At 75.1% G+C, this 17,371-nt stretch carries 14 protein-coding genes; 10 read left to right on the forward strand and 4 right to left on the reverse strand.

Going from position 1 to position 17,371, the window contains the following annotated elements; all coding sequences use genetic code 11:
- Window positions 1–478: 478 nt before the first annotated feature.
- Window positions 479–1,588 carry a hypothetical protein gene (locus FXF52_RS42010; protein ID WP_187413818.1) on the reverse strand — a complete coding sequence of 370 codons (1,110 nt, stop codon included), beginning with the start codon at window positions 1,586–1,588 and terminating at the stop codon, window positions 479–481.
- Between the two features lie 118 nt (window positions 1,589–1,706).
- On the opposite strand from FXF52_RS42010, the gene FXF52_RS30610 reads away from it, so the two are divergent.
- From FXF52_RS30610 to FXF52_RS30635, 6 genes are all read left to right on the forward strand, one after another.
- A complete protein-coding gene (locus tag FXF52_RS30610; RefSeq protein WP_255472506.1) occupies window positions 1,707–2,690 on the forward strand; it encodes a fibronectin type III domain-containing protein in 984 nt (327 codons plus the stop codon).
- 152 nt (window positions 2,691–2,842) lie between these two features.
- Entirely contained in the window at window positions 2,843–5,470 is a 2,628-nt protein-coding gene (locus FXF52_RS30615) for a fibronectin type III domain-containing protein (protein ID WP_148801991.1), read from the forward strand.
- A 29-nt stretch (window positions 5,471–5,499) separates the two neighbouring features.
- Window positions 5,500–6,495, forward strand: coding sequence for a MoxR family ATPase (locus FXF52_RS30620; protein ID WP_148801992.1), 996 nt, complete (start codon window positions 5,500–5,502; stop codon window positions 6,493–6,495).
- A gap of 3 nt (window positions 6,496–6,498) precedes the next feature.
- Entirely contained in the window at window positions 6,499–7,653 is a 1,155-nt protein-coding gene (locus FXF52_RS30625; RefSeq protein WP_148801994.1) for a DUF58 domain-containing protein, read from the forward strand.
- A gap of 149 nt (window positions 7,654–7,802) precedes the next feature.
- Entirely contained in the window at window positions 7,803–10,004 is a 2,202-nt protein-coding gene (locus FXF52_RS30630; RefSeq protein ID WP_148802012.1) for a transglutaminase domain-containing protein, read from the forward strand.
- Window positions 10,005–10,034: 30 nt separating this feature from the next.
- Entirely contained in the window at window positions 10,035–10,364 is a 330-nt protein-coding gene (locus FXF52_RS30635; protein ID WP_148801996.1) for a hypothetical protein, read from the forward strand.
- On the opposite strand, the gene FXF52_RS30640 is transcribed toward FXF52_RS30635, so the two are convergent.
- Both FXF52_RS30640 and FXF52_RS30645 read right to left on the reverse strand, forming a co-directional pair.
- Window positions 10,358–11,158, reverse strand: coding sequence for an SDR family oxidoreductase (locus FXF52_RS30640; protein ID WP_148801998.1), 801 nt, complete (start codon window positions 11,156–11,158; stop codon window positions 10,358–10,360). The two genes, FXF52_RS30635 and FXF52_RS30640, sit on opposite strands and share 7 nt — an antisense overlap.
- Window positions 11,155–12,132, reverse strand: coding sequence for an LLM class F420-dependent oxidoreductase (locus FXF52_RS30645; protein WP_148802014.1), 978 nt, complete (start codon window positions 12,130–12,132; stop codon window positions 11,155–11,157). Before FXF52_RS30645 ends, FXF52_RS30640 begins: the two co-directional genes overlap by 4 nt.
- Before the next feature lie 159 nt (window positions 12,133–12,291).
- On the opposite strand from FXF52_RS30645, the gene FXF52_RS30650 reads away from it, so the two are divergent.
- The 4 genes from FXF52_RS30650 (at window position 12,292) to FXF52_RS30665 (ending at window position 16,745) form a co-directional block, all read left to right on the forward strand.
- A complete protein-coding gene (locus FXF52_RS30650; RefSeq protein WP_255472502.1) occupies window positions 12,292–13,503 on the forward strand; it encodes a low temperature requirement protein A in 1,212 nt (403 codons plus the stop codon).
- Between the two features lie 176 nt (window positions 13,504–13,679).
- Window positions 13,680–14,915 carry a low temperature requirement protein A gene (locus tag FXF52_RS30655; protein ID WP_148802000.1) on the forward strand — a complete coding sequence of 412 codons (1,236 nt, stop codon included), beginning with the start codon at window positions 13,680–13,682 and terminating at the stop codon, window positions 14,913–14,915.
- Window positions 14,916–14,977: 62 nt separating this feature from the next.
- The gene (locus FXF52_RS30660; protein WP_148802002.1) at window positions 14,978–15,823 is read left to right on the forward strand and encodes a DUF1028 domain-containing protein; all 846 of its coding nucleotides are present in this window, start codon (window positions 14,978–14,980) and stop codon (window positions 15,821–15,823) included.
- A gap of 586 nt (window positions 15,824–16,409) precedes the next feature.
- The gene (locus FXF52_RS30665; RefSeq protein ID WP_148802003.1) at window positions 16,410–16,745 is read left to right on the forward strand and encodes a hypothetical protein; all 336 of its coding nucleotides are present in this window, start codon (window positions 16,410–16,412) and stop codon (window positions 16,743–16,745) included.
- A gap of 100 nt (window positions 16,746–16,845) precedes the next feature.
- Here the strand turns inward: FXF52_RS30665 and FXF52_RS30670 are convergent, their stop codons facing one another.
- Window positions 16,846–17,061, reverse strand: coding sequence for a hypothetical protein (locus tag FXF52_RS30670; RefSeq protein WP_148802006.1), 216 nt, complete (start codon window positions 17,059–17,061; stop codon window positions 16,846–16,848).
- Window positions 17,062–17,371: the final 310 nt, after the last annotated feature.

Below are 17,371 nucleotides of genomic sequence, written 5' to 3' on the forward strand. Positions count from 1 at the left end.
GTGCGGAGTGGACGCCACAGACCGGGCCGGCCCGGCCGTCGCCCTGGGCGCCTCCCGCCCCCGCTCCGGGAGCGCCCCTGGCCCCGGCGCCGGTCGTCCCCGCACCGGTGCCACCCCAGGCGGCTCCCGCGGCCACCCCGCTGCCACCGCCTCCGGTCATCCCGGCACCCACCTCGGCCGTGCCGCTCCCGGGGCCGTCCGCCGGCGTGGGGCCGGCTTCCGCGGCACCGGCGGCCCCGCCCGCACGGGGCCCAGTCCCGCCGGTCGCGCCGCCGGTCCACCTACCGCCCGCCCCGGCCGCCGCGCCGCACCCGGGCATGCAGGCTCCGCCGCCGGCCGCCGCCGCGCCGCCCGCGGCTGTTCCGGCTCCGTCGCCGGTCTCCGCGCCCCCCATGCCGAGCCGGGTGACGCCTGCCGTGCCACAGGCGATCTCCACGCCGCCCGCACCGCACCCGGCCCCACCGGGCTTCTCCGCAGCTCACCCGGCCCCGCCGGTCGCGCAACCGTCCGCGGCGGGTCCGGTGCGACCGGTCGTATCCGCTCCGCCGGCCACCCTGCCGCCAGCACCGGTCATCCCGGCTTCACCCGCCCCGCACCCGGCACCGCCGGCGTCCGGCGCGGCGGCGGGGTTGCCCCCGATGCCGCCGACCGCCCAGCCGATGCCCTCTGCGCCGCACGTCCCGGCACCCACCTCCGCCCCGCCGGCGTCCGCCACGCTGCCCCCGCCCCCGCGCATTCCGGCGCCGGCCATGCCGCCGGTAACGGGCACCGCGCCGAGTTCCGGGCCGCCGTTTTCCGCGCCCACGTCGGCTCCCCCGGCCGACCCGATGCCGCACCCGTCCGTGCCCGCGCCGGCTCCGGCGATGGGCCTAACCGGCTCGGTGCCGCCTGCGCCCATGCCGACGTCGGCTTCCCCGGCGGACCCGGCGTCGCAGCCCTCCACGCCCATGTCAGCTCCGCCGATAGGCCCGGCCGTCCCGGTGCCGCCCACGTCGGCACCGCCGGTGAGCCCGGCCCCACACCGGTCCGACGAGTCGGCAGCGGGCCGGGACGAGAGCGCCGGGTCCGACGGTTCCCGCCCGTCCGGCACGCCCGCGCCGGGCTGGGCGAAGCCGACCGTCCAGGTGCAGCAGATCGGGCCGCTGCTCCGCGAGGAGGCGGAGCGGGCGGCCGCGTCCCCGGCCGCCACCCCTGTCGGCGAGACACCGGTCAGCGCTCCCCCGGTCAGCGGCCCGCCCGGCATCGCTCCGCCGGTCAGCGCTCCTCCGACGATCGGCTCACCGCCCACCGCATCCCCGGGCCAACCGCCGGTCAGCGGCCCGCCGGTGGTTGCACCGCCGGCCGCCAACCCACCCCATGCAGGCGCCGCGCCGGTCAGCGCCGCACCGATGAGTGGTCCGCCCGTGAGCGCACCACCCGTCGGCGAGCCACCGATCAGCGCTCCGCCCGCGAGCACGCCAACCGTCAGCGGAGTCAGCGCGCCACCGGCCGGCAGCGCGCAGGTCAGCGGCCCGCCGGTCAGCGGCGCGTCGCTCGGCATGCCGCCGCAGGCGAGCAGCCCGCCCCGGATCGCCGGCCCACCCGTCAACGGCGCGCCGATCAGCGCACCGCCACCCGTGAGCGGCCCGGCGAGTACACCGCCGCCGGCGAGCGGCCCGCCCGTGGGTGCGCCACGGGTCGACGCTCCACCGGTCAGCGCGCCGCCCGTGAGCGGTCCGACGGCCGCCGTGCCGCCGGTGGGCGCGCCCGCGCCGGTGCCGCCGGCAAGCGGCTCGCCGGCGTATCCGGTCAGCGGACCACCGTCCTACCCGGTCAGCGGGCCGCCGGCGTATCCGGTGAGCGGACCGCCCGGACCGGAGGGCGGCATGCCGGTGAGTGGCCCGCCGGTCGCCGCGCCGATCAGCGGATCGCCGGTGCCGCCATGGGGGCTGACCGCGCCGCCGTGGAGCAGCGCGGCCCCGTCGCAGCCAGTCGACCGGCCCGGCGACGCCCCGCCGCAGCCGGCGGCGGACGGGTCGCAGCAGCCGACGGACGAGGTGGCACCGGCGGATCCGGAGCCCGCGGACCAGGCCGGACCGGAGACCGGCGACGACGCGCCGCGGTCGCTGCCGGTATACGACGAGCTGCTCGAGTTTCCCGAGCCGACGCGCCCGGAGCCCGGCCCGCAGGCGTACCCGGACCAGACCGCCTGGCCGGTGCCGGCGCCGTTCCACCAGCCGCCCGCGTACCCGGTAGCGGAGGAGCCGGAGCCGCGCGGCCGCAACCGGACGACGGTGGCCGTGGTGGCCGGCGCCGCGGTGGTGGCGGTGGCCGCCGCCGTCGGCGTGGGCGCGATGGTGCTCAACCGCGATGCCGCACCGCCACCCGCGCCCGCCCCCGTGTCGGCGAAGCCGAAGGTGAGCGGCCCACCCCCGGGTGACCTGCGGTTGCAGGACGACTCCACCACCATCACGGTCACCTGGACCGACCCGACCAACGGTGGGGTGCCGTTCGTGGTGGCCGGCGGCCGGGCTGGGCAGAAGCTGGGGGTAATGGCCACGGTCGACGCCGGGGAGACCCGCTACACGGTGAACGGGTTGAGCGCGAAGCTGGACTACTGCTTCACCGTCCTCGCGGTCTACTCAACCGACACCTACGCCACCTCCGGGCAGGTCTGCACCGACCGGGAAGGCGGCACGGGCACCCGCTGACCGGCGCCGTCCGGCCACGACACGGTGGGTGTCCACAGGCGGACGGTGCGGGTTCCACGCTCCTCGGGCGGCCCCTATGATGGCTCCCGGCTCTGGGGAGGGTCCACACGTGCGTGGGCGCCTCCCCCACCGAGACGGGGAGGCAGCCGGCTGTGGCCACCATCGAGGACGTCACGAGCACCGGGACGCAGGCGCCCCGACCCCGTACCCGGTTGCGGGGCGGGCTGGTCACCATCGGCGTCGTGGTCGCGTTGCTGGCCGCGATGGGGTTGACCGTGCTCGGGCTGGGCGCCGCCGACAACGCGGTGGCCAACTACGACTCGTCCTCGTGGTTGTGGAGCAACACCCGCAGCGAGATGTCCCGGGTCAACGGGCTGACCGCGCGGGTGGACACCCGCATGGAGGTGCCGGGCGCCCGCAGCCACCAGATGCAGGTGGCCCAGACGGACCGGCTGCTGATCCTGCGCGACCTGAACACCGGCCAGGTCAGCTCGCTGGACCTGGCCACCCTGCAGATCACGGCGAGCACCCCGACCACCCCCGGCCTCGGGGTCAGCGTGGCGCTGCACGAGGATTCCGCGTTCGTCGTCGACGCGGTGCAGGGCATCGTCCGGCAGCTCGACCCGCGGGCGCTGACCCCGGTGGGCGAGCCGGTCCGCTACCCGCCGGGCATCACCGGCGGGGCGTTCGACGGCGCGGGGCGGCTGTGGATCGCCGTCCCGGGCGAGGGCACCGTCTCGGCGGTCACCGCCGCCGAGCTGCCGGCCACGCCCGGGGCGGCGCCGCCGGCGGGTCTGAGCCCGAAGCAGGTCGAGACGTACGACGTCGCCGAGCCGAACCACGAGCTGGTGGTGTCCACCCTGGACGACGGAGTAGCGGTGCTGGACCGCACCTCCGCCTCGCTGGTGACCGTGCAGGGCGGCGGCCGGACGCAGCGGGCCGACCTGACGATGACCGCGCCGGGCAGCCTGCCGCCGCGCACCAGCGGCCCGCAGGTGCCGGTCACCGTGGTCGGCGACCGGAAGGTGCACGTGGTCCGCGACGGTGGCGAGGTGCGGCAGTTCACCGTCCCCGGCGCGGGTGACCGGCTCACCCCGGCGGTGGCCTGGGCCGGCCGGTTCTACGTCGCCGACGAGAGCACCGGCAGCGTCTACTCGTTCGACGCGAACGGGCAGCTCGTGGACACCATCAAGGGCTCCGGCCGGCCCGGGCCGATGGAGCTGGAGGTCCGCGAGAACCACCTGTTCATCAACCCGCCGAACTCGTCCACCGCGCAGGTGGTGGACGACAAGAACCACGTCCGCGACGTCAACAAGTACGCCAACGACGTGCTCGGTGGGGACCCGCCGCCGGTTGCGGCGCCGCCGCCCCCGCCGAAGAAGCCGAAGGTGGGCAAGCCGGGTGCGCCGCGGGCCGTCACGGCGGCCGCCGGCGACGCGTCGGCGCGGGTGAGCTGGCAGGCGGCCGCCGCGAACGGCGCCGAGATCACCAAGTACGTGGTGGAGGGCGCCGGTCAGCGTCACGAGGTGGGCGCGAACCAGCGGGCCGTGGAGATCACCGGGCTGACCAACGGTGAGACGTACACGTTCGAGGTGCACGCGGTCAACGCCAAGGGCGACGGGCCGGCCCGCAAGAGCAACCCGGTCACCCCGACGGCGGAGGTGCCGGACCCGCCGGCCAGCGTGACCGCGGAGGCCCGCCCGGACGGCACGGTGCTGGTGAAGTGGCCCGCGGCCAACGGCCAGGGCAACACCGTCGCCAAGTACGCGGTCACCGCCACCTCGGCCGGCGCCAGCGCCCCGGCGGGCGAGTCCCGCAAGACCGAGCTGGTGATCCCGGCCGGCCAGCTGGAGTACGGCACCCAGTACGCCTTCACCGTGGTCTCAGTGACCGACAAGGGCGCCGGTTCGAAGGCCTCGCCGGTGAGCAACACGGTGGTGCCGTTCGCGGCCCCGGCCGCGCCGACCGAGCTGCGCGCGACCACCGTGGCCGACCAGCCGGGCACCATCTCGGTGCAGTGGGCGCCGTCGGCGGACAACGGCCGCCCGGTCACCAAGTACCTGGTGGACGTGGGCGGCAAGACCAGCGAGGTGACCGACACCCGGACCACGGTCGGTGGTCTCGGCGACGGACAGAACGTCACGGTGAAGGTGAAGGCGGTCAACGAGGCCGGCCCCGGCGCGGCGGCCAGCACCACCGCCCGGACGGTCGCCGTGCCGCGGGTCACCGTGACCGGCTCGTCGGCCGACGCCACCTCGGTGACGGTGTCGTTCACCGTGGACGCGGGCGGCGGCAAGGCGACCTGCTCGGCCACCACCGGCGGGCAGACCGCCAGCGGGAGCTGCTCCAGCCTGCGGGTGACCGGCCTGACGCCGGGCACCGCGTACACGGTGACGATCACGGCGACCAACGCGGCCGGCAAGGGCACCGCGAAGCGGGACCAGGGCACCGACGCGCTCTACGGCATCGCGACCTGCAACAACGGGCCGTCCGGCGACCAGCGCACCTACTGCGACGCTGAGGTGGCGGGCCGCAACGGCAATGAGATCTTCTCGGTGCCGCAGCAGCTCAACGGCAAGCAGGTCGGCTGGGCGTCACCCGGCACCCGGCTGAAGGCGTACTGCAAGAAGCAGGGCGACAACGTCGACGCCTGGATCTACAACAACAACAAGCAGAGCACCTGGTGGGTGCAGGTCGAGTACTCGGGACGCAACTACATCCCGTGGGCCTGGCTGAACCTGGAGGGCGGCGACAACATCAACCTCCTGCCCACCTGCTGACCGCGTCACCTCAAGGAGCACCCGCGCACGTGAACACCCACGAACCGCTCACCCAGCCGGAGGTGCAGGGCTTCGCCGCCCTGGCCGCCCGGCTGGCGGAGAACGTCAACGCGGTCGTGCTGGGCAAGCCGCAGGTGGTCCGGCTGGCGCTGACCGCGCTGTTCGCCCAGGGGCACGTCCTGCTCGAGGACGTGCCCGGGGTGGGCAAGACCACCCTGGCCCGGGCGATCGCGGCGACGGTCAAGGGCCAGTGGCGGCGCATCCAGTTCACCCCGGACCTGCTCCCGTCGGACGTGTCCGGGGTGACCATCTTCAACCAGGCCACCCGCGGCTTCGAGTTCCACCCGGGCCCGGTCTTCGCCAACATCGTCATCGCCGACGAGATCAACCGGGCGTCGCCGAAAACCCAGTCGGCGCTGCTGGAGGTGATGGAGGAGCGGACGGTCACCGTGGACGGCGTACGGCACCCGGTGCCGCAGCCGTTCCTGGTGGTGGCCACCCAGAACCCGGTGGAGATGGACGGCACCTACCGGCTGCCCGAGGCGCAGCTCGACCGGTTCCTGGTGAAGCTGTCCGTCGGCTACCCCGACGAGGCGGTGGAGGTGGAGGTGCTGCGCGGCGCCACGCTCCGCTCCCCCGACTCGCTCAACGCGATCACCGACACCGCCACGGTCGGCGAGATGGTCCGGATGGCCCGGCGGGTGCACATCGCCGAGCCGCTCTACACGTACGCGGTGCGGCTGGCCGCGGCCACCCGCAACCACCCCCAGGTCCGGGTCGGGGTGAGCCCCCGGGGCGTCATCGCGCTGACCCGGGCGGCGTGCGCGTACGCGCTGATCGACGGGCGGGGCTGGATCATGCCGGAGGACCTGAAGACCCTGACCGAGCCGGTCTTCGCGCACCGGCTGCTGCTCACCCCCGACGCCCAGGTGCGCGGGGTGACCGCCGCCGAGGTGCTGCGCCAGGCGGTCGCCTCGGTGCCGGTGCCGCTGCCGTCGGGCCAGCCCGCCCCGGTGCACGGCTGAGTCGTGGGGATCACCGCCCGCGGCGTCGGGCTGCTCGTCGCCGCCGTCGTGCTGCTCGGCGTCGGCTTCCGGTACGCGTACCCGGAGCTGACCGTGCTCGGCGCGGCCGCCGGCGTCGCGGTCGGGTACGCCGCGGTCACCGCCGCCTGGCGGCCGCGGCTGGCGGTCGACCGGGTCGCCGACCCGGACCGGGTGGCCCGGGGTGAGCCGGCCGCCATGACCCTGACCGTCCGCAACACCGGGCGGCTGCGGGCGGCGAACCTGGTCGCCGAGGACCGCTGCGGCGGCCGCCTCGTCCCGGTCCCGCTGCTGCGGCTGCGGCCCGGCCGGGACACCGAGGTCCGCTACGACGTGCCGACCCGCCGCCGGGGCGTGGTGCCGGTCGGGCCGCTGCGGGTCACCCGACGCGACCCGCTGGGCCTGGTCGCGCTGGCCCGCTCGTACGGCGGGACGGTGCCGGTGTGGGTGCACCCGCGGATCCACCCGCTGACGGCGGTGCCGACCGGGGCCGGCCGCAGCCTGGACGGGCGGACCGACAGCGTCCCGCACGGCTCGATCACCTTCGACTCGCTGCGGGAGTACGTGGTCGGCGACGAGCTGCGCCGGGTGCACTGGCGGACCAGCGCCCGGGTGGGCGAGCTGATGGTGCGGGAGAACGTGGACACCAGCCTCCCCCGGATCGTGGTGGTGCTGGACAACCGGGCGGCCGCCCATCCGGAGCGGGTGGACGGGGTCGCCGAGTCGTTCGAGTCGGGGTGCGAGGCGGCCGCGTCGGTGGTGGCCGCGGCGGTCCGGGAGGACCTGCCGGTGAGCCTGCTGCTGGTCGCCCCCGCCGACGACGACCCCGCCGGCGGTGGCGGGCCGCTGGACCGGCTGGCCGCGGTGGAGCTGGCCGACCGGGCGGACGACCCGCTGCGTACCGCGCTGAGCCGGCTGCGGCAGGAACGGCTCGGCGACACCCTCGTCTTCCTCACCGGGCCGGGCGGCCGCGGCGACCTGGGGCACGTGGGCGCGCTGCGCGCCGCGTACCCCTCAATCGTGGTGGGGGTGTTCGGCGCGGCCGGGCCGACGCCGGCCGGCGCGGCGGGCCTGGTGGTGGTGGACGCGGCCGACGGTGCCGAGTTCGCCGCCGAGTGGGACGGGATCCGCCGGTGGTGACGGTGTCCCCGACCCGGGCCGGCGCGGACGGGACGGCCGGGCCGGCGGGCGGCGCGGGGCGGGCCACCCCCGGCGGGCCGGCCGCGGAGCCGGGCGGCGGGTGGACGCGGCTGCTGCGGCTGGTGCCGGTGCCGCTGGCGCTGATCACCATGATCGCCCTGGCCGGCGTGGTGCTCGGCCGGGTGTACGCCGGGCCGCTGCTGACCCGGCTGGTGGTCGGCGCGGCGGTCGGCTCGGTGCTGGTGAGCGTGGCCGCCCGCCGGCTGCCGTCGTGGCTGGTGGCACCCGTGTCGGTGGCCGCCCTGGCCGGGTGGATGGCGCTGTCGCTGCGGCTGGCGGCCGGCCACGCCGGCCTGCCGGGCGGCCTGGCCGAGGTGACCGCCGACGCCGCGCGCAACGCCATCCCCCGGCTGCTCACCGCGATGATCCCGGTGGAGCCGGCGCCGGACACCGTGCTGGTCCCGCTGGTCGCCGCCTGGCTGGCCGGGCTGACCGCCACCGAGGTGGCGCTGCGCACCGGCCGGGTGCTGCTCGGCTACCTGCCGCCGGTGCTGCTCTACGCCGGCGCGCTCTACGTGGTCGGCCCGAACGCGGACCCGGCGATCGGGCCGACGGTGCTGTTCGCCGCCGTCGCCGCGGCCGGCCTGGCAGTGCCGTCCGGGCCCGGCGCCCCGACCTCCGCCGACCCGGCGGCCGGCCTGGCCCCGGCGGTACGCGCGGCGGTGCGGCTGCGCCTGCTCGCCGCGAGCGCGGCCGGGGTGGCGGTGGTGGTCGCCCTGGCCGCCCTGCTCGCCCCAGTGGTGGCCGGCCAGGTGGACGACCGCCCGGTCGACCCGCGCCGGTACGTCGAACCGCCGCAGGTGGAGTCGCTGGACGAGAATCCACTGATCCGGATCTCCGGCTGGGCGCTGAACCCCGACCAGAAGCTGCTGGAGGTACGCACCGAGCAGGCCACCGCGCAGCAGGGCGGCAACCGGATCCGGCTCGCGGTGCTCAGCGACTACGACGGGGTGACCTGGCGGGTCGGCGCCACCTACCGCAACGCGGGGCGGATCCTGCCCGCCACGACGCCCGCCCCGGACGCCACCACCGACACGGTCCGCCAGGAGATCACCGTGGCCGACCTGACCGGGCGGCTGCTGCCCGCCGTGCCCACGCCACGCGAGGTGACCGGCGCCCGGGTGGCGTACGACCCGGCGACCGGCACGCTGATCCGGCCAGAAGGGCTGACCCCGGGGCTGCGCTACACCGTCACCTCGGTGCGGGAGCGCCCCGACGTGAACCTGCTCGCCACCGCGAACGTACCGGCCGGCGACGCGGTGGCCCGGGTACTGCGGGTGCCCGACGGGGCGCCGGAGCAGCTGCGCCGGCTGGCCACCCAGCTCGCCGAGGAGAACGGCGCCCCGTACGCCCGCGCCACGGCGATCCAGGACTTCCTCGCCGAGCACTACCGGGTGACCGCCGACGCGCCGAGCGGGCACGCGTACCCGAACCTGGCGTTCTTCCTGTTCGGACCCCGCAACGGCGGCGGGCAGCGGGGCACCTCCGAGCAGTTCGCGGCGGCGTTCGCGGTGCTCGGCCGGCTGGCCGGCCTGCCCACCCGGGTCGTGGTCGGCTTCACGCCCAAGGGCGACGGGCCGGTGCCCGCCGCGGACGCGCTCGCCTGGCCGGAGGTGCTCTTCGACGGCGTCGGCTGGGTGCCGTTCGACCCGATGCCGCGCCCCGACGAGGAGCCCCGCCCGGTGGAGGAGGACTTCCGCCCACCGCCGGACGACCCGCCCCCGTCGCAGGTGCCGGAGCCGACGGTGGAACCCACCGCGACGCCCCCGGCCGCCGCCGCACCCGGTCCGGCCGCCCAGCGTGGGCCGGGCACGCCGCTGCTGGTCGGCGGCGGCACCCTCGGGCTGGCGCTGCTGGTCGGGCTGGTGCTGCTCACGCTGGCCGCGCTGCGCCGCAACCTGACCCGGGACCGGATGCAACAGGGTGACCCCGGCCGGCGGATCGCCGGCGCCTGGCGGGAGCTGACCGACGCGCTGCGGCTGGCCGGCGCCCCGGTCGGCGACGACCTGGCGGCGGCCGAGGTGGCCACGCGGGCCCGCCGCACCCTGGCCGAGGCCCGGGTCGCGGTGGACACCGCCGGCATCCCGGCGGAACCGCCCGACGCCGGGCTCGACGAGCTGGCCGGGATGCTCAACCAGGTGGCGTTCGCGCCCGGCATGGCAACGCCCGCCCAGGCGGACCGGGCAACCACGCTGGCCGGCGACTACGTCTCGGCGCTACGCGCGGCCCGGCCCTGGTGGCGGCGGCTGCTGTGGACGGTGCATCCGGGTCCGCTGCGCTGGCGCCGCTGACGCCTTGCCCACCGGTCCTACCGTCGGGGCATGTCCGCACCACTCTGGGCGGTCCTCGCCACCCTCGCCACTGCTCTCCTGGTCACCGCCGGCTGGCGGCGGCGCGTACGAACCCGCAACCGTCGGGAGCTGACCCGGGAGGAGAAGCTCGCCGCAGCCCGCAAAGCGGCCCGGCAGCTGCACCGCTCCGGCCCGCGCCCGCACCGGGACACCTTCGAACGGGGCGCTCCGCCCGGTGACCGGTACTCGGGAGCGATCCTGGAGAACAGCGCCTACGGCGACGCCGCCGGCCACCACAGCGGTTACGACAGCGGCGGCGGCGGTTTCGACAGCGGCGGGAGCGACGGCGGCTCCTACTGATCCGCCGCGCGCAGCTTGCGGACCAGTTTGCGCAGGCCGGCCTGCCAACCGTCCGGGTCCTCGGCGCGGCGGCGGGCGTACGTGGCAACCTCCGGGTGCGGCAGGATCAGGAACCGCTCCTCGGCCAGCCCGGCGATGGTCGCCTCGGCCACCTCGTCGGGGCTGAGCACCGCCCCGGACGCGGCGATCACCCGGGCACCCAGGTGCCCAGCGGCCAGGCCGTCGGCGAGCATCGGCGTGTCCACCCCCTGCGGGCACAGCGCGCTGACCCGGATGCCGGCGTCCCGGTAGGTGATGGACAGCCACTCGGCGAAACCGACCGCCGCGTGCTTCGTGGCCGTGTACGGGGCGTCTCCGACCGCGGTCAGTACCCCCGCCGCCGAGCAGGTGAACAGCAGATAGCCCGAGCCGCGGCGGAGCATCGCCGGCAGCACCGCCCGGGCGGTGTGCACGTGGGCCATGACGTGGACCTGCCAGGCCCGCTCCCAGTCCGCGTCGGGGGCGTCCACTCCCCCGCCGGTGGCCACTCCGGCGTTGGCGCAGTACAGGTCGATCCGCCCGTACCGCCGCTCGGTCTCGTCGACCAGCGCGCGCACCTGCGCGGCGTCGGTGACGTCCAGCCCGACGCCGTGCGCGACCGGGCCGACCGCCGCGGCCACCGTGCGGGCCGCGTCGGCGTCCAGGTCGGCGAGGACGACCGCGGCGGCGCCCTCGGCGGCGAACCGGCGGCCGAGCGCCGCGCCGATGCCACCCGCACCGCCGGTGATCACGGCCACCCGGTCGGTCAGGTTCATGGTCGGCTCCCTTCGCCGCCGAGCCGGGGGATCAGCGCGGCCAGCGCCGCCGCGCCGCCGGCGGCCAGCTCCGGGGTGGGCAGCAGCGCCAGCACCGGCACGTCCACCCCCTGGTCGGCATACCGCCGGACCTGCGCGACGCAGTGTTCCGGCGAGCCGTGCAGCACCAGCGCGTCGACCACCTCGTCCGGCACGGCCGCGGCGGCGCCCCGCCGGTCGCCGGCCGCCCACGCCTGCCACATCGGCCCGAGCAGCGCGTCCCGGCCCAGCCAGCGGTGGAACGCCGCGTACGCGGGGACGGTCAGGTAACCGGCGATCAGCCGGCGGCCCAGCGTCCGGGCGTGTGCGGCGTCCTCGGTGGGGCAGACGAAGATCCGGGCGACGACCTCGAAGCCGGGGCGGCGCTCGCCCAGCTCGGCGAGGGCGGTCGGCACGTCGTCGGCGGCGAGCCAGTTGAGGATCACCCCGTCGGCCTCGGCGGCGGCGAGCCGCAGCATGCCGGGGCGCAGCGCGGCCAGCAGCACCGGCGGCGGAACGGCCGGGGGGCGTTCCAGGGTGAACCGGCGGACCGTGAAGGTGTCGTACACCTCGTCGACGGTCTCGCCGCACAGCGCGGCGCGCAGAAAACGCAGCACGTCCCGGGTCCGCTGGTACGGCTCCTCGAAGCGGGCGGCGTTCCAGTCCTGGACGAGCACCGGCGAGGAGGCGCCGATGCCGAGTGCGAATCGGCCGGGGGCGGCCTCGGCGAGCGCCGCGGCGCTCATCGCGAGCAGCCCGGGTCCCCGGGTGAAGACCGGGGTGATCGCCGTGCCGAGGCGCAGCCGGGGTTGCCAGGCGGCGGCCAACGCCAGCGGGGTGAACGCGTCGGTCCCGGCCACCTCCGACGACCAGAGGTCGGTGAAGCCGGCCCGGTCGAGGGCCGCGTAGACCGGGGCGTGGTCGGCGAGCGGGATGCCGCTCAACGGAACCGTCATGCCCCATCTGATCGTCACTGGTCGATCGTGCCCGCTCGCCGTTCCCCCGAGCAAGATCCGGGTCGGTCCCACCCTGATCGAAAAGCACGATAGACACCAACAAGACCGGAAAGAGTGTTACGACTGCCAGATGGGCCGGACCGACGGGGAGAGGCGACCGTGACCGCCGCCGAACCGCCGGGTCTGCTGATGGCGAAGGACGCGAAGCGGGCGACGTTCCTTGAGCTCTTCTTCGACCTGGTGTTCGTCTTCGCGATCGCCCGGATCGGGACCCGCGCCTTCGAGGACTTGGCGGTGGCGCCGGGGCACGGCACCGGTGGGCGGGCGGTCACCGACAGCGGCAAGACCCTGCTGCTGGGGCTCGCACTCTGGGCGGTCTGGCAGGGCACCGCGTGGACGACCAGCCGGTACGACCCGTACCACACCTCGATCCAGGCCATCGTGATCATCGCGCTGGTGTGCAGCATGGTGATGGGGGTGGCAATCCCCCGGGCGTTCGCCCAGGCCGGGCTCGCCTTCGCCGTCGCGTACGTGACGGCGCAGCTGAGCCGCCCGGTGATCCTGCTGGCGGCGTTGCGCGCCCACCCATACCGCCGGCTGAAACTGCGCATGCTGATCACGTTCGCGGTGACCGGCGCGCTCTGGTTGACCGGAGCGTTCCTGCCCACCGTCCCGCGGGTGGCGCTCTGGACGGCCGCCCTCGCCCTGGAGTACCTGGCGATGCGGACCGGCTGGCCCTTGCCCAAACTGGGCCGCTCCACCACCTCCCGCTGGGACATCGCCGGGGAGCACCTGGCCGAGCGGTACCAGCAGTTGTTCCTCGTCGCGCTCGCCGAGACGATCCTCGTCGCCGGCCTGGAATACAGCGAGCGGCCGCCCGACCTGCGCCGGAGTGCCGCCTTCGCCACGGCGATCGTCACCTCTGTGCTGCTATGGCGGATCTACGTGCAGCGGGCCGGGCAGATCCTGGCCGAGGCGGTGACGAAGGCGACCCATCCCGCCACCATCGGCCGGTCAGCCTCCGACACCCACCTGATGATGGTGATAGGCGTGGTCGCCACCGCGATCGGCTACGAACTGGTCACCGACCATCCGGCGGGGCACAGCCACGCCGTGTGGGTCGCGATGACCCTCGGCGGCCCGGCGCTCTTCCTGGCCGGTCGGGCCCGCTTCGAGTACGAGGTCTTCGGCCGCGTGTCACGGTCCCGCTGGATCGCCATTCTGGTTCTCCTGGCGTCAGCGCCGCTGCTGCTGCACGTGGCGACGCTGGCGTCCGGGGTGGCGGCCGCCGTGGTGCTGTTCGCGGTGGCGGTGGCCGACGCCCGCCGGGCCCGGGGTCGCCCACCCGAGGCCGCCGCTCCGCCCCTCTGAGGATGCCGCGCCGGGCCGGCCTCGCCGACGGCGCAACGCCCGGGCAAGAGGACCGCGGCGCGGCCGGCGAGCAGGAACCGCCCCAGTGGCGGCAATCCGGGCGATCCCGGCCGGAGCGCGACAAGCGCATGTTACGACTTCCAGGTGGCCTGGACCGAGGGTGGGATCCGCCGACCATGACGACCGGTGACGAGACCGGCGGGCAGGTCGATCGCGCAGCGCGCGAGGCCCCAGGGGTCGTGTCGACCCGAGCCACGTTCCTCGAACTCTTCTTCGACCTGGTGTTCGTCTTCGCGCTCACCCGCATCACCGCCCGCTCCTTCCAAGACCTGGCCCTTGAACCGGGCGGAACCACAGGGTTCTCACCGATCACCGGCGGCGGCAAGACCCTGCTGCTGCTGTTGGCGCTGTACACGGTGTGGCAGGGCACCGCCTGGACCACCAGCCGGTACGACCCGTACCGGTTCGGGTTGCAGCTCGTCGTGATCATCGCCCTGGTGGGCAGCATGATCATGGGCGTGGCCATCCCTCGCGCGTTCAGGGCCGCCGGCCTGGCGTTCGCGGTCGCGTACGTGGTCACCCAGGTCTCCCGGCCGCTGATCCTGCTGACCACCCTCGGCCGGCATCACAACCGGGGGCTCAAGCTGCGCATGCTGATCACGTACTGCGCGACCGCGGTGCTCTGGCTGGTCGGCGCGTTCCTGCCGACCAACCCGCGGACCGTGCTCTGGACGGTGGCGTTGGCCATCGAGTACCTGGCGGGACGCACCGGCTGGCCGGTACCCGGGCTGGGACGGTCCGCGGTGTCCCGGTGGGACATCGCCGGGGAACACCTAGCCGAACGCTACCGACAGTTCTTCCTGGTCGCGCTCGGCGAGACGATCCTCGTCGCCGGGTTCGCCTACAGCGCCCGTCCCATCAGTCGCAACCCCACCGTGGCCTTCGCCCTTGCGCTGCTCACCTCGATCCTGCTCTGGCGGATCTACTTCCAGCGCGCCGGCCAGATCCTCGGCGAGGCGGTCCTCAAGGCGAAGCATCCCGCGACGATCGGCCGGTCCGCAGCCGACACCCACATGATCATGCTGGCCGGGACCGCCGCCATCGCCATCGGCTACCAGCTGGCCATCGAGCATCCCCTCGATCGGGCCGAGGCGGCCTGGGTCACGTTGATCATCCTCGGCCCAGCGGTGTTTCTAGCCGGGCGCGCCCGGTTCGAGTACGAGGTCTTCGGCCGGGTGTCGCCGTCCCGCTGGATCGCCATCCTCGCCCTGCTCGCCTCGGTGCCGCTGCTTCTGTTCCACCCGCCGCTGATCGCCTCGACGGTGGCCGCCGCCGTGCTGGCCGCGGTGGCGGTGGCCGACGCGCGCCGCGCGCGGGGCAAGCCGCCGGAGGCAGCAAAGCCGCCGTTCTGACCCGCCCCGAGGACCACGGTCGCGGGACCACCCGCGCCGGCTGCTGGCACTACGATCCGCGAATGACCTTCTCGATCGTCGCGCGCTCCGCCGACGGGCACCTGCACGGCGTCGCCGTGGCCAGCAAGTTCCTCGCCGCCGGCGCGCTGGTCCCGGCCGCCGAGGCCGAGGTCGGCGCCGTGGCCACCCAGGCGCACGTCAACCTGGCGTACCGGGCGCAGAGCCTGGCGCTGCTGCGCACCGGCGTGGCCCCGGCGGACGTGGTGGCCGGCCTGGTCGCCGCCGACCCGGGCCGGGACGACCGGCAGGTCGGCGTGGTCGGGACGACCGGCGACGGGGCCACCTGGACCGGGCCGCGGTGCCACCCGTGGGCCGGCGGCCAGGCCGGGGACGGCTGGGCCGTGCAGGGCAACATCCTGGCCGGCCCGCAGGTCATCGACGCGATCCGGGACGCCTGGCTCGGCGGGGCCGAACTGCCCTTCCCCCGGCGGCTGCTGGCGGCGCTGCACGCCGGTGACCGGGCGGGCGGCGACCGGCGCGGCCGGCAGAGCGCCGGCCTGCTGGTGGTGCAGCGGCGCGGCGGCTACGCCGGCACCGGCGACGAGCTGGTCGACCTGCGGGTGGACGACCACCCCGACCCGGTCACCGAGCTGGGCCGCCTGCTCGACACGCACACCATGCTCTTCGGCAAGCCCGACCCGGCCACCCTGCGGGACCTCGCCGGCCCGCTGGCCGACGAGGTGGCCGCGCTGCTGGCCGCCGCCGGCCACCCGGTCGGCCCGGCCGGCCTGGACGACGCGCTCGCCTCCTGGGCCGGGGTGGAGAACCTGGAGGAGCGCTTCGTCCCCGGCCGGATCGACCCGATCGTGCTGGACCACCTGCGCCGCACCGCCCCGACCGACCGCTGACCCGTCAACCGCCGCGTGGTCTGCTCGGCTCGGCCGGGTCGGCGGCTGGCGGGATGGCCCTGCGCCACCACCCACGGACCGCAACGCGCGCAGGGAGCCCCGGCCACCCTGGAGTCGTTGCGCCCCCGCCAGAGGTGCAGTGACCGCGACAGTCCGCCGCCGCGACCCGCCGCGCGGACCCGGCGTGCCCTTCCCTGCGCCGCGTCGCTCGGACGCGGCGCGGCCGGCTGCCGCCCGCGAACCGCAACCACTCTCGGCGCTTTCGTCTGCGGCGGCCCCGGGCTTCCCGCTCTCCGCGCCAGCCGCCGGGCGTGTTGCGTGCCCGGCGTGGAGCGACAGCGGAGCGTCGGACGCGCGCCCCCACCGGAGCGCCGGCTGACCCAGCCGGAAACCCAACCCATCTAACCGCCATCAAACCCGGGACGGTTCAGCTTGACCGGTACGTCATGATCCGCATGGGCCTCACTGGAGGCACAGAAGAGGGCGTGTACGAGGCGGCCAAGCAACGCGGGGAACTTCCCCCGCCCGGTCCACGTGGCCCGGGTGTCAGCGTTCGCAAGCCGTAGGGTCCACGTAAACTCCATCGATGCCGGACATCTCTCCTCGACTCCGACGCCGCATCAACGCCGACTTCCCCCAACACACCAACGTGGTGGTGGACAGGCTGCACAGCCTCGATCAATTAGTCACGGACTCTCATCAGGACGCGGAACGGATGTTTGCAGCGGTTGTGCGCCTCGCCCAGGGCCGACTCGACAAGCTCGATCGTGCCTCACGTCTGGCTCGAGAGGACTGGCGCGATCTCCTGGTCGGAGCTGACTTCGGTAACGAAGACTGGCCTGACCGCCTCGCCGCTTGGCTCGATGCTTCGGCGCCGACCGGTGGCAGCGCCCGTCGTAGCCGTCGGGCCCCTCGCTTGTAGGTTCTGGGCGCGTCGTCCGGCGACGTCTCAGACTGTCTCCCGCCTCGGCCGACCGTCCGTGCGAGCCGTTCCCGGTCGTCTTCATCCGGGCCTCTTGCTGTCACCGCTGCTGTCGATGACGCAGCGCGGCCCAGCAGAGGAACACGCCCCCCAGCACAGAGAAGGTCTCCCCGAGGCCCCATGAAGCCGAACTCCCGCTGAATAGATGGTCACCCACCCAAACCTCGATCATGAGGACACCCAAGCCGAAGACCACAAACCACGCACCCAACTGAGCAAGCTGCTTGGAAGCCGGCCGCACGTCGGTCTTGGTCATGCAGTCATGGAAGCACGCCAACCTACTGCAGACCATCCCCTGGTCTCCCCGCCCGACGGTCATACATTGAAGCTCCGTGTCTGCCCCAGCCGATTCCTTGACCCCCAGGCAACCATCACGACGCTCCGACCTGCGGCGACTGCCGGCTACGCTGGGACGGACCGTCCGTCGGTGTCCACCTACGTCCAGCCTGGTGCTTCTCGATCGTCACCCAGCTAGTCACCCAGTGGCACGGTGGTTCGGTAGTCCTGGCGCAAGCCGGTGACCTCGTCACCTTGCGGATCATAGACAACCAAGCCATGCCGCTCGG

The sequence above is a fragment of the Micromonospora sp. MP36 genome, from assembly GCF_008119785.1.
Classification (GTDB): Bacteria; Actinomycetota; Actinomycetes; order Mycobacteriales; family Micromonosporaceae; genus Micromonospora.

Excerpts from the sequence above, each read along its gene's own strand:
- FXF52_RS30645 (WP_148802014.1), bottom strand. The coding sequence starts at position 12,132 with ATGACGGTTCCGTTGAGCGGCATCCCGCTCGCCGACCACGCCCCGGTC.
- FXF52_RS30670 (WP_148802006.1), bottom strand. The coding sequence starts at position 17,061 with ATGACCAAGACCGACGTGCGGCCGGCTTCCAAGCAGCTTGCTCAGTTG.
- FXF52_RS30655 (WP_148802000.1), top strand. The coding sequence starts at position 13,680 with ATGACGACCGGTGACGAGACCGGCGGGCAGGTCGATCGCGCAGCGCGC.
- FXF52_RS30660 (WP_148802002.1), top strand. The coding sequence starts at position 14,978 with ATGACCTTCTCGATCGTCGCGCGCTCCGCCGACGGGCACCTGCACGGC.
- FXF52_RS30665 (WP_148802003.1), top strand. The coding sequence starts at position 16,410 with ATGCCGGACATCTCTCCTCGACTCCGACGCCGCATCAACGCCGACTTC.
- FXF52_RS30635 (WP_148801996.1), top strand. The coding sequence starts at position 10,035 with ATGTCCGCACCACTCTGGGCGGTCCTCGCCACCCTCGCCACTGCTCTC.
- FXF52_RS30630 (WP_148802012.1), top strand. The coding sequence starts at position 7,803 with ATGATCGCCCTGGCCGGCGTGGTGCTCGGCCGGGTGTACGCCGGGCCG.
- FXF52_RS30640 (WP_148801998.1), bottom strand. The coding sequence starts at position 11,158 with ATGAACCTGACCGACCGGGTGGCCGTGATCACCGGCGGTGCGGGTGGC.